Origin of the sequence: Candidatus Sodalis pierantonius str. SOPE (assembly GCF_000517405.1) — a bacterium.
Classification (GTDB): domain Bacteria; phylum Pseudomonadota; class Gammaproteobacteria; order Enterobacterales; family Enterobacteriaceae; genus Sodalis_C; species Sodalis_C pierantonii.
The window spans coordinates 877213-896539 of the sequence record NZ_CP006568.1 but is presented as its reverse complement, the minus strand read 5'-3'; the positions used below and the strand labels follow the sequence as shown (position 1 = coordinate 896539).

Here is a 19327-nt window from a genome sequence, read left to right as displayed (position 1 = left end):
CCGAGAAAACAGACCGTGTACAGCGGCATACAGCGGAAATCAGCATGCGTATATTGATGATCATTGATGGTTTACCCGGCGGGGGCGCAGAGAAAGTGCTGCTAACGCTCGCGCAGGGGTTAGCGTCCCAGGGCCATCGGGTGTCGATATTTTCTCTGCGGGGAGTGTGCGACTACGCGCTACCGGACGGCATTGAGTATCAGATTATCGCTGACCACGCCAGCACCCCCTGGCGCAAACTGACGGAGCTATCGCGCCGGGCGTGGGCGCTGGATAAGGCGGTGCTGGCATCGCAACAGCGCAACGGCGAGTTCGATCTGGTGGTCTCCCATCTGCACAAAACCGACCGCATCGTGGCGCTCAGCCGCGTGTTACCGCGGGATCGCATCTGGTTTTGCCTGCATACCATGTTCTCGTTGGGCTATTTGGGCCATCGCACGGGCTTCTCCCGCTGGCTGAAACGCCAGAAAATTCATGCGCTCTACCAAAACCGCAATATTATCGCCGTCTCGCGCGGCGTCCTGGATGATATGCGCCAGGCCTTCAACGTTATGCCGCGCCATGCCGAGGTGATTTATAACCCCTTCGATTTCAGCGCTATCCGTCAGCTGGCCGAGGCGCCTTGTGAACTGGCCGGTCAGGATTACCTCATTCACGTTGGCCGTTTGCATGAAAATAAACGTCAGGATCGGTTGCTAAAAGCCTACGCCGAAAGCGGCATTCAGGCGCCGCTGGTTATTCTGGGCAAAAGCAGCGACGCTATGCTGAGGCGGCTTAAGTCCTTGGCGCAAGATCTGCAAATTACCGATCGGGTGCTGTTCAAAGCGTTCAATACCAATCCTTATCCCTATATCCGCCACGCCCGTATGCTGATCTTAAGCTCCGATAGCGAAGGGTTTGGTAATGTGCTGGTGGAAGCGCTTATCTGTGACACGCCGGTGGTCAGCACCCGCTGTCCCGGCGGTCCGGAGGAAATTCTGGACGGCGAGCTTTCCGCGGGGCTGGCGGAGTTGAGCAGCGTTTCGCTGGCGAAAACCATGCGCGCGGTTTATGACCGGCCGCCGGCGATTTCCTCTTCCCGTCTGCAAGCCTACGAGATAGCGACGATTTGCCGGCAATATATCGCCTTGGCGCAAGGTGCGTCCTGACGCCGGCGGCAGCGCCAGGCGCTTTTCATCCGATAAAAGACCCATGACGACAATGACACAACCGGAATCCGCAACGATTAAGCTTAGCGTTATCGTTTCTCTGTATAACGCCGGCGCCATGTTTCACACATTTATGTCTTCCCTGTTGGCGCAAACGCTTACTGACCTGGAAATCATCTTGGTCAACGACGGTTCGACGGATGGTTCGGAAGTGCTGGCGCATGAATACGCCGAGCGCTATGCCCATGTCCGGGTAATTGACCAGCCCAACGGTGGGGTATCGCGCGCACGCAACGCCGGTCTGGTGACGGCGCGCAACGTCTATGTCACTTTTCCCGACGCCGACGATATGCTCTATCTCACCCTATATCAGCGGCTGTTAACGATGGCGGAGCAGGATGACCTGGATGTGGCGCAATGCAACGGCGAGCGTTTTTTCGCCGGCTCGCAGCGGATTAAGACGCTTATTCCCCTTGATCGCCTGAGCTCGACCGGCGTACTGAGCTGTAGCCAATGGCTGCGCCGAGCGCTGGCCACCCGGCGTTACCTGCACGTGGTCTGGCTGGGCATCTATCGCCTGTCGTTGATAAAGCAGTTGGATTTGCGCTTTGAGCCGGGGCTGCATCATCAGAATATACCTTGGACCACCGAGCTGATGTTCAACGCCCGCCGCGTGCGCTACACCCAGGACGTGCTGTATCGCTATTATATCCACGAGAGGTCCATCAGCAATCGCAAACGAACCGGCGTTAAAAACGTCGAATATCAGCGGCATTATTTGCGCATCACCGAGTTACTCGAAGGCATCAACCAGCGCTATCGCGGCAAAATCCATCTTTACCCTGAGTTTGCGCGGCAGGTGACCCATGAAGCGCTGTCCGTTTGCCATGCGGCGCGGCGGATGATCATTAGCGATATTTTCAGCAGCGGCACCCATAAACGCATGATCCGGAATGCACGCTGCATCCGCCAGTGGTACCAGCTGCTGCTGTGGCTGTGCCGTCTCTACGCCTGGCGCCGGCGATAACCCGTGCGCCATTACCGCCCTCCGGCAGTATAGCGATAGCTGAATGCCCGGCGCAATACGCCGCCGGTTTTTTTGTTCCTCCGTTAGCGCGACGCCTCACCTCCGGCGGCAGGGTCTTTTCTGCATCATCTGCCCCAGGGTCCCTATCCTACGGCGGTGAAAGCTTAGCCTTTGCCATTTGACCCCGCCACATCCGGCGACTGCCCTGCTGGCACCCTTTGGCTGCCGTTTAACCACGATGGCGCTTCGCCCCCCCATACCACAGCCTGTCGATACCGCTCGCAATGATTAATGAGATATTGCGAAGCGCGCCCCCCCCCCTGCAGATTCCGACGTATCCGATCAGCTGTTCCGGCGACATCCGATCAGTTATTCCGATATTTTCCGATCACCCATTCCAGTGATATTCGATCACGTGTTCGCTCATCTTCTGACACGGGTTTAGTCTATTTTTCCTGTGCTGGCTACTCCTTGCTCTTTGCGTAGTGATTCGCCTTTAAGTTCCAGTCTATAGCTGGGGTGTACTGACCGATCGAGTAACGCGTCAGCTGTCGTGGGGTTTTCTATCAGTCCATACCATTTTTTCACCGGCAGTTGACTGATCAGGATGCTGCTGTTTTTGTCGTAGCGATCTTCCATCACCTCCAACAGCATCGTTGCCTGCATCGGACTTATTGATTCTAGGCCCACATCGTCCAAGATCAGTAACTCTATTTTTTCTAACTGCTTAAGCTGTTTTAGATAGGTCCCGTCTACCTGACACTGGTGAAGATGGGCCAGCAACCGACCCACTCGCCAGTAACGCACGCTATATTGCTGCCGGCATGCCTGCTCACTAAGCGCACAACTGAGCCAGGTTTTGCCCGTACCTGTCGGCCCCGTGATGAGTATGCTTTTCTGATATTTCAGATATTGTCCCCCTAGCAGATCTCGCATCTGTTCCGGTGTCACTCCTCGGCTAGGGATATAGCGGATATCTTCCGGTTTTGCCTGCAAGCGCATTTGCAATTGCCGTCGAAGACGGCATATGTGGTTGTTTTTTCTATGCAAATTTTCCGCATCTACCATCAGCGACAACCGCTCCTCGAACCCCAGCTCCCCATAACTCCCCGGGAGTTCGCGTTGCGTCTCCAACGCCTGGACCATTGCCGACAACTTCAGCTCTCGCAGAGCCATTAACAGTGTATCCATATTTATTCTCCTTAGTGATAACTGTCCGGACCTAGGAGGTTTTCGTGAACCAGCATTGATACGCCGGCTCCGTCCTGGGTGACCTCACTTTCACGACCGTGTTTCAATACGTTGGCTATGAAAGAGCGGTTAATGCACCCTTTCTCCAACGCCAGCGCGCAGGCCTTCTTCAGTCGCGTCGTCTCATAGCGCCGTTGCAGATTGAGTAGCCCCAGCACGGAGCGGTAAGCCTGCTCCGGATGGGCTTTGCTCTTTTGGATGGACTCGACCACTTTCAGTGTGCACACACCCACCGACAGCGCCCAACTGCACAGCCTTTCCGGCGTCCACTGACTCTGCTCCTTATGATTCGCCGCCTGAGTCGTGTGCCTATAGGCGTTATCGCTGCGAGGGTGCGTAGCTACGCAGACGCCCTTATGGTGGATTTGCACCAGCCGTTGGGTGGCGATGACGTCAACGCGCTCGCCAACCAGCGGATGCGGCACCGAGTACCAGTTTTTGCCGTAGTCTATGTGGTAATCAGGTCCCACTCGGGCAACGAGATACTCACTGTATTCCCATTGTGTGGGCGGTAGAGGCCCAAGAGCCGGTTTGTCCAGCTGCTCGAAGCGTTCAAGGCGACTTTGTCCGCCGTAATGACGCATCGGGCGCAGATTCAACTCATGATTGAGTTCTCGTATCACCTGGTTGAGTTCGGCCAGCGAGTAGAACCTACGTTTACGCAACCGGGCCAAAACCCAGCGTTCTACCAGCTGCACAGTTGATTCTGCCTTCGCCTTGTCTTTCGGTTTTCTCGGGCGCGCCGGTAGCACCACTGTCTCATAGTGATTTGCCAGCGCCTGGTAGCTCTGGTTTATGACCGGCTCATAGCGGTCAGGGGTGCTGACAGCGCTGCGCAGATTATCAGGTATCATCAGCTCCGGAACCCCACCCATGAAGTGCAGACAGCGGCTATTGGCGTTGAGCCACGATGCCATGTCCTGGCCTTCGCAGGCTTCGATATACGCATAGCCTGACACGCCCATGGCAGCGACGAAGATAGCGACCTGGCGTACGCTACTGGTCGCAGGGTTGACGATAGGTACGGTGGGGCCACAGAAGTCTATGAAGAGCTTTTCGCCAGCCTTGTGCTCCATGCGCATAGAACGCCGCTGCTTCTTTTTCCAGTCACGGAACAGTGCACAAAACTGTGAGTAACCGAGGGCATCACCGCCCACGGCGGACTGATATTCCATCCAGAGCAGCTGCTTGGTCATGTCCTTGCGGCTTAACTCGGTATCGATATCAAGCCAGCTGGGTAAGGTATTGATAACTTTTCCGGATTTGCCGGGATAGAGCAGGCGGTCGAGGTCGACGGGGGACAGTTCCGCCGGCAATGGCCAGACCAGGTTAGCTACCGTGAATCGGCCGAGGATATCGTGCACGGTAGTACAGCCTATGCCGAGCGCTGCTGCGATAGTGCGATTCGAGCGACGCTGCTCGAATTTCATACGTAAGACATTAATATAGATGCACATTTCCGTTCTCGCTTTCTTTTTTTTACGTGCCATGCCATGCCCCCGGAGGCTAAAAGTCTCCAGAGTATGGCGGAACAGAAGATGAGCGATCGGACAGAATCGGAATCGCTGATCGGGCGACCGGAATCAGTGATCGGATGAAATCAGAATTAGTGATCGGGTGAAATCGGAATCAGTGATCGGATGTGACCGGAACCAGCACCCCCCCCCCCGTAATCCCCGCCCTGAGCGCGGACTGGGGCGTCCATCGCCCAGTTTGCCGCGTTTACCCCGCTTCTCTGACTAACGTTTGCTTGATGAATAGAGGTTGTCGATACCATTTTAGATACTTATAATTATATAATAATGGTATTCATTACCGGAATTTACCGGATAAAGCAGGTGTTCACCCTTGGCGATTCTCATTTCCTGGCCGGTCCTGCTCAGTAATCCACTGTTTGATACAGGTCCGCGCTACCATGCCCACGCGTCACGACGATACGCCCCTCCTCCTGCCCCGCAAGATCTTACTGATTAAATTACGACACCATGGCGATATGATTTTGACCACGCCGGTGATTAATAATCTGCGCCAGCATTATCCGGCGATAGCCCAGATCCACGTCATCGATCGTCAGTGGAAAAAACAGGGCCCGCTGCGTCAGTTGGAACAGGAATTCGCGTTAGCGCAAACCCTACGCGCGCGCCATTATGATCTTGTCATCAATCTTGCCGATCAATGGCGCAGCGCGATTATCACGCTGTTCAACGGCGCGAGGTGGCGCATCGGTTTTAACTACACCAAGCGGCGTTCTTTTCTCTGGCGCCTGGCGCACAACCGTCTAGTGGCTACCACCAATCACGCGCAACTGCACCGTGGAACAAAATCTCAGTATTCTGGAACCGCTTAACCTTGCCATTACCGACCGCAGTTGCAGCATGTACTCTACGGCGGCGGATAAAGTCCGGGGCGAAACGTTATTGCGCGAACAAGAGGTGTCGGGCGACTATATCGTTATCCAGCCGACCGCGCGCTGGTTGTATAAATGCTGGGACGACGCCAAAATGGCGCAGCTGATTGAAGGATTGGCAACCAGCAGGTTGCCGGTGGTGCTGACCGTTGCGCCTGACAAAAAAGAATTGGAGATGGTTGATCATATCATTTCGCTTTGCCGCGCAGTGAAACCCGCCTCCCTGGCCGGGCAGCTCTCGCTGCCTCAGCTGGCGGCGGTCATAGAGGGTGCACGCCTGTTTATCGGCGTCGATTCTGCGCCTATGCATATGGCGGCGGCGCTGGACACCCCCTGCGTGGCGCTGTTCGGCCCAACTAAACTGCAGCGCTGGCGTCCCTGGAGCGAAAAGAGTACCGTGCTGTGGGCCGGCGATTATGCCGAACTGCCGGATCCGGATACGATTGATACCCAAACCCGACAGCGCTACCTCAGCGCGATACCACTTGAGCCGGTGCTGGCGGCAGCGAGAAGCTATTTATCAGCACCCGACCCGCTGACGGTAAGAGATCTTGCGCCGTAAACGCGCGACGCCGGCGGAAACGCGCCATCAGCCTACCGCGCGGTGCCGGCAAGGGCATTTGCGCCATCGCAAACGGCCGCCCGTGGATCGCGGCGGCAAGGGAAACTCCGACATGACAACTATCCGCCTGGCGATAGTACGGCAAAAATACCGTCCCGACGGCGGCGCGGAACGCTTTATCTCCCGCGCCTTGGAAGCGCTTGATAACAGCGGACTGGAGCTGAACATCATTACGCGCCAGTGGTCAGGCGAACCGCAGCCCGACTGGCATGTGCATATCTGTAACCCGCGCGGTGGCGGCCGCATCGCACGCGAGCGCGGTTTCGCCGATGCCGCCCGGCGGTACTGGCAACAGCACCATTTCGATCTGGTGCAAAGCCATGAGCGCATCGCCGGCTGTGATGTGTTCCGCGCCGGCGATGGCGTCCACCGGGCGTGGCTGGCGCAGCGCGCGCGCATCATTCCCGCCCATCAGCGCTGGCTGACGCAAATCAGCCGTTATCACCGCTATGTGCTGTCGGCGGAACGCGACATGTTTCAATCCCCGCAGCTAAAGAAAATCATCTGCAATTCGGCGATGGTTCGGGACGATATCATGCACTATTACGGCGTAGCGGAGGATAAGTTCGCTCTAATTTACAACGCCATCGATCCAAATCGGTTCGCTCCCGCCGACGGCGCGCAACGCCGGGCGGCCCGGGAAGCGCTATCGATTCCTGAACAGGCCTGCGCGCTGATTTTCGTCGGCTCCGGTTTTGCGCGCAAAGGGCTACGACAGGCCCTTAGCGCGGTAGCCGACACCGATCGCTACCTGATTGTCGTCGGACAAGACAAACACCAGCGGCGCTATCAGGCCCTGGCGCAAAGCTTGGGCTGCCTGTCGCGCGTGCGTTTCACAGGGGTCCGCCAAGATGTGCTGCCCTGTTACCACGCCGCGGACGCGCTCATCCTGCCGACGCTGTACGACCCGTTCCCCAACGTGATCCTTGAGGCCATGTCCTGCGGCCTGCCGGTCATCACCAGCCAACGCTGCGGGGGCGCGGAATTTATTGAGCAGGGCCGCGAGGGCTTTGTCTGCGATGCGCTGGATATCGCCAGCCTGAAGACGTTCGCCGCCGAGATGCCGTCCCGTGAGCGAGATCCCACCATGGGCGCCGCCGCGCGCCAGCGGGTAAGCACTTGCACGCCGGCAAATCTTTCACGTCAGCTTATGGGTCTTTATCGGCAACTGTTATCATAGCCGTGCGTCGGTCTAGGGTGGCTCGCGCGCCACGCCGGCAATCAGCACTAATCAGATAAATGCCTGCCCGCTAATGAGGGATAATGACTTATCTGCTAGCATGTTCCCGATTTTGGGGAAATTCACATTATCTGGTTAAAAACTCACTCAGCACATGGGTCGCTGTGCCTTACAATAATTAATTATAATGATCTACAACATAATCATATATTTAATCCAGCCGCTGATGTGGATACGGTTATTATGGCGCAGTAGAAAAGCGCCCGCCTACCGCCGCCGCTGGCCCGAACGTTACGGCTTTTGCCTGGGCAAGGTGAAACCCGGCGGTATCATGCTGCATTCCGTGTCGGTAGGCGAGACACTGGCGGCCATACCGCTGGTGCGCGCCCTGCGCCACCGCTACCCGTTGCTGCCTATTACCGTCACCACGATGACGCCCACCGGCTCCGAACGGGTACAGTCGGCGTTCGGCAATGATGTCCATCATGTCTACCTGCCCTATGATCTGCCCGGGTCGATGAACCGTTTCCTCGATCGAGTCAATCCCAAGCTGGTCATCATTATGGAAACCGAGCTGTGGCCAAACCTTATCAAGGCGCTGCACCGCCGCAGTATCCCGCTGGTGGTCGCCAACGCGCGCCTCTCGGCCCGCTCCGCCGCCGGTTATAAAAGGTTTAGCGGCTTTGTCGCCGAGATCATGCGCCGCATTACCCTCATCGCGGCGCAAAACGAAGAGGATGGCGCACGCTTCCTCGAGCTTGGCCTGAAAAAGAACCAGCTGGCGGTCACCGGCAGCCTGAAATTCGATATTTCCGTGACCCCCGAGCTGGCGGCGCGGGCGCTTACTCTGCGCCGCCAGTGGGCGTCGCGGCGCCCGGTATGGATAGCCACCAGCACCCATGAAGGTGAAGAAACGCTATTATTGCAGGCGCATCGCCAGCTGCTGGCCAACTTTCCCGATCTGTTGCTTATCTTGGTCCCGCGCCACCCGGAGCGTTTTCCGGCGGCGCGGGAGATGACCATGAAGGCCGGCTTCAGTTACATCATGCGCAGCAGCGGTGAAATTCCGTCCGCCAGTACGCAGGTGGTGGTGGGCGATTCCATGGGCGAGCTGATGCTACTGTACGGCATCGCCGACCTGGCGTTCGTTGGCGGCAGCCTGGTGGCGCGAGGCGGCCATAATCCCCTGGAAGCGGCGGCGCACGCCATTCCGGTGCTAATGGGGCCGCATACTTTGAATTTCCGCGATATTTGCAGCAAACTGGATGAAGCCGGCGGGTTGATTACCGTCACCGACGTGCCGTCGCTGGTCAACGCGGTCTCCACGTTGTTGACCGATGAGGACTATCGCCTGTATTACGGCCGTCACGCCGTCGAGGTTCTGCACCAGAACCAGGGCGCGCTGCAGCGCCTGCTGAATCTGCTTGAGCCTTATCTGCCATCTGCCGCAACGGAGTCAGTGAATGTCGCAAAGAAAGCGTCTGTCGGTGGTGCTCATTACCCGTAACGAGGCTGAGCTCCTGCCGGATTGTCTGGCGTCGGTAAGCTGGGCCGATGAAATCGTGGTGCTGGATGCCGGCAGCAGCGACCAAACGCGCCATATCGCCGCGCAGGCGAGCGCACGCGTTTTCCAGTCCACAGACTGGCCGGGCTTCGGTATACAGCGCCAGCGGGCACAGGCCTATGCTAGCGGCGATTATATCCTGATGCTTGACGCCGACGAGCGCGTCACGCCGCCGCTGCGCCGGGCGATTCAGGAGGTGCTGCGACAGCCCGACCCGGAGGTGGTCTACAGCTGCGCGCGGCGCAATCTGTTTCTTGGCCGCTTTATGCGCCACAGCGGCTGGTACCCTGACCGGGTGGTGCGGCTGTATGCACGCGAGCGTTATCGCTACAACGCGCTACCGGTTCATGAATCCCTTGAGACGAGCGGCGCCGGCATCGTTGCCCTGGCGGGTGATTTACAGCATCTAACGTGTCACGATTTGCCGGCTTTTCAGCGTAAACAGCTGCTGTACGCCGAAGCCTGGGCGCGGGAACGCCATCGCCAGGGGCGGCGATGCGGCATGTTGGCCATTATTAGCCACACCTATGGTGCTTTCCTTAAAACCTGGCTGCTGCGCGCCGGTTTTCTGGACGGCAGACAGGGCTGGTTGCTTGCGGTGGTGAACGCACAATATACTTTCAATAAATACGCCACGCTGTGGGCCTTAAACCACGCCGAGAGGGAAAATGACCTATGACCACCAAAGCCATCTATCCCGGCACCTTCGATCCGCTGACCAATGGCCATCTGGATTTAGTGACCCGCACCGCGCAGATGTTTGATGGAGTCGTGCTGGCGATCGCCGCCAGCCCCAGTAAACGGCCGCTGTTTGATTTGCATGAACGGGTGGCGCTGGCAACCCAGGTGACGGCCCACCTGCCCAATGTGACGGTAACCGGCTTTAGCGATTTGATGGCCGATTTTGCTCGCCAGCAGCAGGCAAATATCCTCATCCGCGGCGTACGTGCGATGACGGATGTCGAATATGAGATGCAACTGGCAAAAATGAATCGTCATTTAATGCCGACGCTCGAGACCGTGTTTATGATACCCGCCGAAGCCTGGTCTTATATCTCCTCCACGCTGGTGAAAGAGGTGGCGCTGCACGGCGGCGATGTAGATCACTTTCTGCCCGCGCCTATCGCCAAAGAGGTCCGGGCACGGCTGCACCCCTAACGGGCGGCGCGCAACGCCGCGCCACTAAAGGGGGGCGCGGTATCGCACCTTTCAGTGCTGACATTGGGGGCAGAAAAACGTGCTTCGCTGGCCGTGCTTGGCGGCCTGTATCGGCGTTCCGCACGCTCGGCAGGGTTCGCCCGCCCGGCCGTAAACCTGCAGCTCTTGCACGAAATAGCCCGGCTTGCCGTCTGACTGCAGGAAATCTCGCAGCGTGGTGCCGCCCTGCTCAATCGAGCGCAGCAATACCGCCTTGATGCTCTGCGCCAGCAGCGCAGCGTCTTCTTCGCTTAAGGAATTGGCGGCGCGGCAGGGCAAAATGCCGGCGACGAACAGCGATTCGCTGGCGTAAATATTGCCGACGCCAACCACCAGCTTATTATCCATCAGCCACGGCTTGATTGGCGTGCGTTTATTGCGCGACTTCTCGTACAGCCAGCGGCCGTCAAACTCATCGCTGAGAGGTTCAGGCCCCAAGTGAGCCAGCACGCGGCTGGTGAGCAGATTATCGCTCCATAACCAGGCGCCAAAACGCCGCGGATCGGTATAGCGGATGACACAGCCGTTGCTGATGACCAGATCGACATGATCGTGCTTTTCAGGCGGCTGCGGCTGCGGTAGCACCCGCAAACGTCCCGACATACCGAGATGGATAATGATCCAGCCCTGATCCAGCTCCAACAGCAGATATTTCGCCCGGCGCTGTACGCTCAGCACCCGCCTGTCCCGCAGCGCGATAATTTCTTCGTCCACCGGCCAGCGCAGCCGCGCATTACGCACCTCCGCCCGCAAAATCGTCTGCCCCGCGACCCAAGGTTCAATCCCTCGGCGGCTGGTTTCCACTTCCGGTAATTCCGGCATCTGATGCTCCCTGTCAGCGAGATGTCCGCCGGTCGAGAATAGCACGTCCGACGGCCCATAAAAAAACCCGGCCGGAGCCGGGTTTTTAGCCAGTCGCCAAAATTATTTGATTTTGGCTTCTTTGTAAATCACATGCTGGCGTACAACCGGATCGAATTTTTTCAATTCCATCTTTTCAGGTTTGGTACGCTTGTTCTTCGTGGTAGTATAGAAGTGACCAGTACCAGCAGAAGAAACCAGCTTGATCTTCTCGCGAACACCCTTAGCCATGATTTAGTTCCTTACCTTACATACTTCTCACCGCGGACACGGAGATCGGCCAAAACCGTTTCGATGCCCTTCTTATCGATTACACGCATACCTTTAGCAGATACGCGCAGCGTGACAAAGCGTTTTTCGCTCTCAACCCAAAAACGGTGAGAGTGCAGGTTAGGCAGAAAACGGCGTTTGGTCGCATTCATTGCGTGGGAGCGGTTGTTGCCGCTCACCGGGCGCTTGCCAGTAACTTGGCAGACTCGGGACATGTCTATCCTCCAAAAATCAAATCAGCTCGAGCTCTAAGAAAGGTGGTAGCCGCCTCGTCAGGCTTTAGAGCCCATCTCAGCATATTCACTGAGGAGAGACTTCCAACAGAGAGACTACTCTGCTGAGATAGGCTCTCAACGCTACACCCAAGATTCTCAAAGGTGGCGTAGTATACGCTTTGACGCGCGACTGCTCAAGTCCCGCACGGCTAAAGATCCCGCAGGATCGCCGGAAACAGGCTTACAGGCAGGCTTTAACCACCCGTGCCGTTACCTCGCGCTCGGCGCGGCTCGGTTCAGCGTTACCAGAGGGATGATTGTGCGCCAAAATAATAATCGCCGCCGCATTGATCTTGAGCGCCGCGCGGACAATTTCCCGCGGATGGACCTCTACGCTGTTCACCGTACCCTGAAACAACTCCTGATGATTGATAAGGCGATTGCGGTTGTCGAGAAACATGACCACGAACACCTCTCTTTCCCGGCACACTAGAATTTGCTGCAGGTAACGTCGGGCCATATCCGGGCTGGTCATTGCATCCTCGCGCATCAGATGCGAACGAAAAATGCGCTGCGCCATTTCGCCAATCGCCCGCAGCTGCGTACATTTTGAGACCCCCAGACCGTACGTAGCGCTCAGTGTTTGGTGGGCGGCAGTCATCAATTTATCGAACGAACCGAACTGCGCCAGCAGTTCTTCCGCGAACTACAGCACATGTTTTCCCCGAGTGCCGGTGCGTAAAAACAGCGCCAGTAATTCAATGTCCGTCAGCGCGTCGGGACCGAGGGCAATCAGCTTCTCACGCGGTGCCAGCGTTGACGGCCAACTTTTGTTACTCACCTTTTCCATTGTGCGGACCTCCCCGGGCACCGTTCACCCCTAGCTTTATAATACCAGCAGCAACACCGGTGTTCGACATGGCACGGTGAAAAGCCGAATGACGATTCCAAAACAGCCGTAAACAGACAAATGACCGTGGCGCTGAGGGTTATGATAAAATGCCTATAACCATATTTTCACCTGGACATGCGAGATGACGGAACTGGCCGGTAAACATATTGTTCTGGGCGTAAGCGGCGGTATCGCCGCCTACAAGGGCCCCGAACTGGTGCGCCGTTTGCGCGAGCGGGGCGCCGAGGTGCGCGTGGTGATGACGGCGGCAGCGAAGGCATTTATTACCCCCTTGAGCCTGCAGGCGGTATCGGGCTACCCGGTGGCGGACGACCTGCTGGATCCCGCTGCAGAGACGGCGATGGGCCATATTGAGCTGGCAAAATGGGCCGATCTGGTGCTGCTGGCGCCCGCGACCGCCGATCTGCTGGCGCGCCTGGCGGCGGGAATGGCTAACGATCTGCTCACCACGCTCTGCCTGGCGACGGCGGCCCCCGTCGCGGCGGCGCCGGCCATGAACCAACAAATGTACCGGGCGGCGGCCACGCAGGCGAACCTGACCACGTTGAACGGCCGAGGCGTGCTGCTGTGGGGACCCGATAGCGGCAGCCAGGCCTGCGGCGATATCGGCCCGGGGCGGATGCCCGATCCGCTGGTGCTGGTGGACCACGTGGCGCAGCATTTCACCCCCGATCGCTCGCTAAGCCACCTCAATATCATGATAACCGCCGGGCCGACCCGAGAAGCGCTGGATCCGGTACGTTTTCTCAGTAATCACAGCTCGGGTAAGATGGGCTTCGCCATCGCCCGCGCCGCCGCGGCCAAAGGCGCGCGGGTCACGCTGATAGCGGGCCCGGTCTCCCTGCCAACGCCTGCGGATGTGGAGCGTATCGACGTGACCAGCGCGCTGGAGATGCAGGATGCGGTAATGCGCTCCATCCACCAACAACACATTTTCATCGGCTGCGCGGCGGTGGCGGACTACCGCGCCAGCCGTTTTTCACCGGAAAAAATCAAAAAACAGGGCGATGACCTGATGATCACCCTGATTAAAAATCTTGATATTGTGGCGGCCGTGGGCGCACTAACCAAACAACGTCCCTATGTCGTCGGATTTGCCGCCGAAACCCACAATATGGAAGAATACGCCCGGCAAAAGCGTATCAATAAGCAAATGGATTTGATTTGCGCCAATGACGTTTCCCAAACCGGCCAAGGGTTTAACAGTGATAACAATGCGTTGCATCTGTTCTGGCAGGATGGGGAAACCCTGTTACCTCTGAGCGATAAATCACTGCTCGCTCAACAACTAATTGACGAGATTGTCAGCCGTTATGATGAAAAAAATCGACGTTAAGATCCTGGACCGCCGCATTGGCGATCGTTTCCCGCTGCCGGCTTACGCCACCGCGGGGTCCGCCGGTCTGGATTTACGCGCTTGTATCGATGAGCCGGTGGTGCTGGCGCCGGGTGAAACCACCTTGATCCCGACCGGGCTGGCGATTCACATTGCCGATACCGATCTGGCGGCGGTTATCCTGCCGCGATCCAGTCTGGGTCATAAGCACGGTATCGTGCTGGGCAATCTGGTGGGGCTTATCGATTCGGACTACCAAGGGCCGCTGATGGTCTCGGTCTGGAACCGCGGCCAGGACATTTTCACCGTTGAACCGGGGGAGCGCATGGCGCAAATGGTCTTTGTGCCGGTCGTGCAGGCGGAGTTTAACCTGGTGGAATCCTTCGATACCAGCGAACGCGGCGAGGGGGGCTTCGGCCACTCCGGGCGACAATAGCCCCTGACGATTCGGCCCATTACCCGGCATCGAATACAAATCCATTAACGCCATAGCGCCACGGGCGCTATGGCCGATGCCTGGTGTTTAACCATTATTGACAGTGATTACTCAGGGACCTATTCAGCATGGCAGAAAAAGAGAATACGAAACGCAACCGCCGCGAGGAGATTCTGCAGGCATTGGCACAGATGCTTGAATCCAGCGACGGCAGCCAACGTATTACCACCGCAAAACTGGCAGCCAATGTTGGCGTTTCGGAAGCCGCGCTTTACCGCCACTTTCCCAGCAAAACCCGGATGTTTGACAGCCTTATCGAATTTATCGAGGACAGTCTGATTAGCCGGATTAATTTGATCCTACAAGATGAGAAAGAGACTCTGAATCGACTTCGTCTGATATTGTTGTTGATTTTAGGCTTCGCCGAACGAAATCCGGGTCTTACGCGCATTATGAGCGGCCACGCGCTAATGTTTGAACAAGACCGACTTCAGGGGCGCATCAATCAGTTGTATGAGCGTATCGAAGTGCAGCTGCGCCAGGTATTGCGCGAGCGCAAACTGCGCGAAGGGGAAGCGTTTGAGCTGGATGAGTCGCTGCTCGCCAGCCAGCTGCTGGCTTTTTGCGAAGGCATGCTATCGCGCTTTGTGCGTACTGAATTCAAATACCGGCCCACGCAGGAGTTCGAGCTGCGTTGGCCGCTTTTAGTGGCGCAGCTCCACTGAGCGGCGCGGTGGATAGCGGCGCTCCACCGCCCGTCAACGTGAGCGCTTCACTACCGGCATTAAATACCCGGTCGGCTCAGATGCCGTACTGCTGCTGATAGGCGCGGACCGCGGCGAGATGGTCGGCCATTTCGCCTTTTTCTTCCAGATAGGCGATCAGATCTGCCAACGTGATTATAGCTAAAACCTTGCAGTGATAATCCCGCTCCACTTCCTGAATGGCAGAAATCTCGCCGCGGCCCTTTTCCTGCCGATCCAACGAAATCATCACCCCGGCAAGCGTTGCCTGATGGGCGGCAATAATGGCCATCGACTCGCTGATAGCGATGCCCGCGGTGATAACGTCGTCAACCAGCATCACTTTACCCTGGAGCGGACTACCGACCAGCGTCCCGCCTTCACCGTGATCCTTGGCTTCCTTACGATTGAAACAATAGGAGACGTCCCGTTGATGCTGCTCCGCCAGCGCCACCGCGGTGGTGGTCGCAATCGGAATGCCTTTGTAAGCAGGCCCGAACAACAGATCGAATGGCACGCCTGAATCCACCAACGCCGCGGCATAAACCCGCCCCAAAAATGCCAGATCGCACCCGGTATTGAACAAACCGGCATTAAAGAAATAGGGACTGATACGACCCGATTTGAGCGTAAATTCGCCAAATTTTAATACCTGTTTGTTTAACGCATACTCGATAAATTTACGCTGGTACTCTTTCACGGACTGTTACTCCTCACAGGTGGGTTGGACAAGCTGCGGCGTACGGTACCTGAAAGGTATCGGCGCCGGGACGATGATAAAGTGGCCGTTACCAAGATGCCAGCCATAAATCGGCTGGCGGCATGCTTCGGTACAAACGCCGGCGAGTGGGTACCGGTTGGCGGTATCGATCAGACGTTCTCAACGCAATGGCGTTTGCCCCAATTGCGCGGCAAACGCCAAGTCGTTTCAATGCTTACTGGTTAAGATTCTATTCGTTAGAAAAAAACTTGCGTAATTCTGCTACCGACAACCTCCCCGAACCTTGTTGCCGAATTGCCCGCTCTGATTTAACCGGTGTCACCTGTTTTCCAGCGGCACCCATCGGATGGCTTGGGCCCGGCAAGGGGATGCTGCTTGATGAGGAAGGCACGCCTGCAACACTGGTGGTTGTTACGGGCCAATAGCGAATATCTCTTTGAACAGGTCGGGCATGTCCTGCTTGAATTCATTGGGCGACTGCGGCGTAGTTTTTGCAAACAAACTAGACGACATAATCAACGCTAAGGTCTGCTTATTGAACTTCGCATTAATATCCTCTACGGCATGGTTATAGCAAAAGTTCACTGTTGAGAGCAATTGCCGGATGTGAGCCTGCTCAACAAGCTTGGAACGATAGTGGTAAGCAATGTCGGCATTCAGCATATGACCGGATTGGCTTTTATGATCCTTCATCTTAAGATAAAGATTTTGATGTATTGGTGTTAGTTCTCGTAATAGTGATTTAAATATACATTAAAATTAATCATTATTAAGCTCATCTACAGCCAGCGCCTGTTTGTCGAAATTAGCTAAAGGCCGAGCCTGTTTAGAAATTTGTGTATTTGCCTGATTTTGATATGTTCAATCCAACATCAAAAACAGGTTAATTTATGGACGAAAAACAGTTGCAGGCTCTGGCTAACGAACTGGCCAAAAATCTCAAAACCCCTGAAGATCTCAGTCACTTCGATCGGCTGCTGAAAAAAATCAGCGTCGAAGCAGCTCTCAATGCCGAAATGACCCATCACCTCGGCTACGATAAAAATCAGCCTAAACCGGGGACCAACGCCCGCAACGGCTATTCCACAAAAACCGTTACCACTACTGGCGATGGCCCGCTGGCGCTGCGTACTCCGCGCGATCGTGACGGTTCCTTTGAACCGCAACTGGTGAAGAAGAACCAGACCCGGATTACCGGGATGGATAACCAGATTTTATCGTTGTATGCCAAAGGGATGACCACCCGCGAGATCGCTACCGCGTTCAAAGAGCTGTATGACGCCGATGTCTCGCCGGCGCTGGTCTCAAAGGTCACCGATGAGGTCATGGAGCAGGTTGTCGAATGGCAAAACCGGCCTCTGGATGCAGTCTATTTCATTGTTTATCTTGACTGTATCGTTCTAAAAGTCCGGCAGGACAGCCGCATCATCAACAAATCTGTGTTCCTGGCGCTGGGCATCAACATCGAAGGCCAGAAAGAGTTGCTAGGTATGTGGCTGGCCGAAAATGAAGGCGCAAAGTTCTGGCTGAACGTGCTGACAGAGCTGAAAAACCGCGGCCTGAACGATATCCTTATCGCCTGCGTAGACGGGCTGAAAGGTTTCCCTGACGCTATTAACGCGGTGTATCCGGAGGCGCGGCTCCAGCTGTGTATCGTGCATATGGTGCGCAACAGCCTGCGGTTCGTCTCCTGGAAGGACTACAAGGCCGTCACCCGCGACCTGAAAGCTATCTATCAGGCCCCTACGGAAGAAGCCGGCTTGCAGGCGCTGGAAGCGTTCTCCAGTGCCTGGGACATCCGCTACCCGCAAATAAGTCGAAGCTGGCAGGCAAACTGGGCCAATCTGGCCACGTTCTTTGCCTACCCAACGGACATCCGCAAGGTGATCTACACGACCAACGCCATCGAGTCGTTAAACAGCGTGATCCGGCATGCCATCAAAAAGCGCAAGGTGTTCCCGACCGACGACGCAGTGAAAAAGGTGGTGTGGCTGGCGATACAGGCGGCCTCACAGAAATGGACAATGCCTTTGAGGGACTGGCGCATGGCAATGAGCCGCTTTATTATCGAGTTCGGTGACCGCCTGGACGGTCGAGCCTGTTTAGAAATTTGTGTATTTGCCTGATTTTGATATGTTCAATCCAACATCAAAAACAGTTAATTTATGGACGAAAAACAGTTGCAGGCTCTGGCTAACGAACTGGCCAAAAATCTCAAAACCCCTGAAGATCTCAGTCACTTCGATCGGCTGCTGAAAAAAATCAGCGTCGAAGCAGCTCACAATGCCGAAATGACCCATCACCTCGGCTACGATAAAAATCAGCCTAAACCGGGGACCAACGCCCGCAACGGCTATTCTACAAAAACCGTTACCACTGGCGATGGCCCGCTGGCGCTGCGTACTTCGCGCGATCGTGACGGTTCCTTTGAACCGCAACTGGTGAAGAAGAACCAGACCCGAATTACCGGGATGGATAACCAGATTTTATCGTTGTAAGCCAAAGGGATGACCACCCGCGAGATCGCCGCCGCGTTCAAAGAGCTGTATGACGCCGATGTCTCGCCGGCGCTGGTCTCAAAGGTCACCGATGCGGTCATGGAGCAGGTTGTTGAATGGCAAAACCGGCCTCTGGATGCAGTCTATCCCATTGTTTATCTTGACTGTATCGTTCTAAAAGTCCGGCGGGACAGCCGCATCATCAACAAATCTGTGTTCCTGGCGCTGGGCATCAACATCGAAGGCCAGAAAGAGTTGCTAGGTATGTGGCTGGCCGAAAATGAAGGCGCAAAGTTCTGGCTGAACGTGCTGACAGAGCTGAAAAACCGCGGCCTGAACGATATCCTTATCGCCTGCGTAGACGGGCTGAAAGGTTTCCCTGACGCTATTAACGCGGTGTATCCGGAGGCGCGCTCCAGCTGTGTATCGTGCATATGGTGCGCAACAGCCTGCAGTTCGTCTCCTGGAAGGACTACAAGGCCGTCACCCGCGACCTGAAAGCTATCTATCAGGCCCCCTACGGAAGAAGCCGGCTTGCAGGCGCTGGAAGCGTTCTCCAGTGCCTGGGACATCCGCTACCCGCAAATAAGTCGAAGCTGGCAGGCAAACTGGGCCAATCTGGCCACGTTCTTTGCCTACCCAACGGACATCCGCAAGGTGATCTACATGACCAACGCCATCGAGTCGTTAAACAGCGTGATCCGGCATGCCATCAAAAAGCGCAAGGTGTTCCCGACCGACGACGCAGTGAAAAAGGTGGTGTGGCTGGCGATACAGGCGGCCTCACAGAAATGGACAATGCCTTTGAGGGACTGGTGCTGGTTCCGGTCACATCCGATCACTAATTCTGATTTCATCCGATCACTGATTCCGGTCGCCCGATCAGCGATTCCGATTCTGTCCGATCGCTCATCTTCTGTTCCGCCATACTCTGGAGA

17 protein-coding genes and 3 pseudogenes are annotated in these 19327 nt (G+C 56.3%); 12 read left to right on the top strand and 8 right to left on the bottom strand.

What is annotated here, in order from left to right:
* Positions 1-44: 44 nt before the first annotated feature.
* Positions 45-1148: a glycosyltransferase gene (locus SOPEG_RS04670; RefSeq protein ID WP_025244477.1), complete on the top strand. Its 1104-nt coding sequence runs from the start codon at positions 45-47 to the stop codon at positions 1146-1148.
* A 52-nt stretch (positions 1149-1200) separates the two neighbouring features.
* Positions 1201-2175, top strand: a complete 975-nt coding sequence (locus SOPEG_RS04665) for a glycosyltransferase (RefSeq protein WP_038469605.1) — start codon at positions 1201-1203, stop codon at positions 2173-2175.
* A gap of 441 nt (positions 2176-2616) precedes the next feature.
* Here SOPEG_RS04665 and istB read toward each other — a convergent pair whose 3' ends face one another.
* Positions 2617-3366 carry an IS21-like element ISSoEn3 family helper ATPase IstB gene (gene istB / locus SOPEG_RS04660; RefSeq protein WP_025244475.1) on the bottom strand — a complete coding sequence of 250 codons (750 nt, stop codon included), beginning with the start codon at positions 3364-3366 and terminating at the stop codon, positions 2617-2619.
* 11 nt (positions 3367-3377) lie between these two features.
* The gene (istA, locus tag SOPEG_RS04650) at positions 3378-4916 is read right to left on the bottom strand and encodes an IS21 family transposase (RefSeq protein WP_081742931.1); all 1539 of its coding nucleotides are present in this window, start codon (positions 4914-4916) and stop codon (positions 3378-3380) included.
* A 425-nt stretch (positions 4917-5341) separates the two neighbouring features.
* Here istA and rfaQ point away from each other — a divergent pair.
* From rfaQ to coaD, 5 genes and pseudogenes are all read left to right on the top strand, one after another.
* Positions 5342-6395, top strand: a pseudogene (gene rfaQ, locus SOPEG_RS04645) (putative lipopolysaccharide heptosyltransferase III).
* A 112-nt stretch (positions 6396-6507) separates the two neighbouring features.
* A complete protein-coding gene (locus tag SOPEG_RS04640) occupies positions 6508-7635 on the top strand; it encodes a glycosyltransferase family 4 protein (RefSeq protein WP_025244473.1) in 1128 nt (375 codons plus the stop codon).
* 187 nt (positions 7636-7822) lie between these two features.
* Positions 7823-9142 (top strand): lipid IV(A) 3-deoxy-D-manno-octulosonic acid transferase, encoded by a 1320-nt coding sequence (gene waaA, locus SOPEG_RS04635; protein WP_417903434.1) that lies wholly within the window; start codon positions 7823-7825, stop codon positions 9140-9142.
* Positions 9099-9878 carry a glycosyltransferase family 2 protein gene (locus SOPEG_RS04630; protein WP_025244471.1) on the top strand — a complete coding sequence of 260 codons (780 nt, stop codon included), beginning with the start codon at positions 9099-9101 and terminating at the stop codon, positions 9876-9878. Before waaA ends, SOPEG_RS04630 begins: the two co-directional genes overlap by 44 nt.
* A complete protein-coding gene (coaD, locus tag SOPEG_RS04625; RefSeq protein ID WP_025244470.1) occupies positions 9875-10357 on the top strand; it encodes a pantetheine-phosphate adenylyltransferase in 483 nt (160 codons plus the stop codon). Before SOPEG_RS04630 ends, coaD begins: the two co-directional genes overlap by 4 nt.
* Positions 10358-10408: 51 nt before the next feature.
* On the opposite strand, the gene mutM is transcribed toward coaD, so the two are convergent.
* The 4 genes and pseudogenes from mutM to radC form a co-directional block, all read right to left on the bottom strand.
* Complete coding sequence (mutM, locus tag SOPEG_RS04620; RefSeq protein ID WP_025244469.1) at positions 10409-11218, bottom strand: bifunctional DNA-formamidopyrimidine glycosylase/DNA-(apurinic or apyrimidinic site) lyase; 810 nt, start codon at positions 11216-11218, stop codon at positions 10409-10411.
* Positions 11219-11320: 102 nt separating this feature from the next.
* Positions 11321-11488 (bottom strand): 50S ribosomal protein L33, encoded by a 168-nt coding sequence (gene rpmG, locus SOPEG_RS04615; protein ID WP_011412018.1) that lies wholly within the window; start codon positions 11486-11488, stop codon positions 11321-11323.
* Positions 11489-11499: 11 nt separating this feature from the next.
* On the bottom strand, positions 11500-11742 hold the full coding sequence (gene rpmB / locus SOPEG_RS04610; RefSeq protein WP_025244468.1) for a 50S ribosomal protein L28: 243 nt from the start codon (positions 11740-11742) through the stop codon (positions 11500-11502).
* A 244-nt stretch (positions 11743-11986) separates the two neighbouring features.
* Positions 11987-12592: pseudogene (gene radC / locus SOPEG_RS04605) on the bottom strand (RadC family protein); the annotation flags it as partial.
* A 184-nt stretch (positions 12593-12776) separates the two neighbouring features.
* On the opposite strand from radC, the gene coaBC reads away from it, so the two are divergent.
* The 3 genes from coaBC (at position 12777) to slmA (ending at position 15152) form a co-directional block, all read left to right on the top strand.
* The gene (gene coaBC, locus SOPEG_RS04600; protein WP_025244467.1) at positions 12777-13991 is read left to right on the top strand and encodes a bifunctional phosphopantothenoylcysteine decarboxylase/phosphopantothenate--cysteine ligase CoaBC; all 1215 of its coding nucleotides are present in this window, start codon (positions 12777-12779) and stop codon (positions 13989-13991) included.
* Positions 13969-14427, top strand: coding sequence for a dUTP diphosphatase (gene dut / locus SOPEG_RS04595; protein ID WP_025244466.1), 459 nt, complete (start codon positions 13969-13971; stop codon positions 14425-14427). The genes coaBC and dut overlap by 23 nt, the downstream gene beginning before the upstream one ends.
* A 128-nt stretch (positions 14428-14555) precedes the next feature.
* Positions 14556-15152: a nucleoid occlusion factor SlmA gene (slmA, locus tag SOPEG_RS04590; protein ID WP_025244465.1), complete on the top strand. Its 597-nt coding sequence runs from the start codon at positions 14556-14558 to the stop codon at positions 15150-15152.
* A gap of 76 nt (positions 15153-15228) precedes the next feature.
* On the opposite strand, the gene pyrE is transcribed toward slmA, so the two are convergent.
* Both pyrE and SOPEG_RS04580 read right to left on the bottom strand, forming a co-directional pair.
* A complete protein-coding gene (pyrE, locus tag SOPEG_RS04585; RefSeq protein ID WP_025244464.1) occupies positions 15229-15870 on the bottom strand; it encodes an orotate phosphoribosyltransferase in 642 nt (213 codons plus the stop codon).
* A 432-nt stretch (positions 15871-16302) separates the two neighbouring features.
* A complete protein-coding gene (locus SOPEG_RS04580; protein WP_025244462.1) occupies positions 16303-16554 on the bottom strand; it encodes a hypothetical protein in 252 nt (83 codons plus the stop codon).
* A gap of 227 nt (positions 16555-16781) precedes the next feature.
* Here SOPEG_RS04580 and SOPEG_RS04575 point away from each other — a divergent pair, with 227 nt between their 5' ends.
* The gene (locus SOPEG_RS04575) at positions 16782-18017 is read left to right on the top strand and encodes an IS256-like element ISSoEn2 family transposase (protein ID WP_025244461.1); all 1236 of its coding nucleotides are present in this window, start codon (positions 16782-16784) and stop codon (positions 18015-18017) included.
* 39 nt (positions 18018-18056) lie between these two features.
* A pseudogene (locus tag SOPEG_RS25990) lies at positions 18057-19205 on the top strand (IS256 family transposase); the annotation flags it as partial.
* Positions 19206-19327 lie beyond the last annotated feature (122 nt).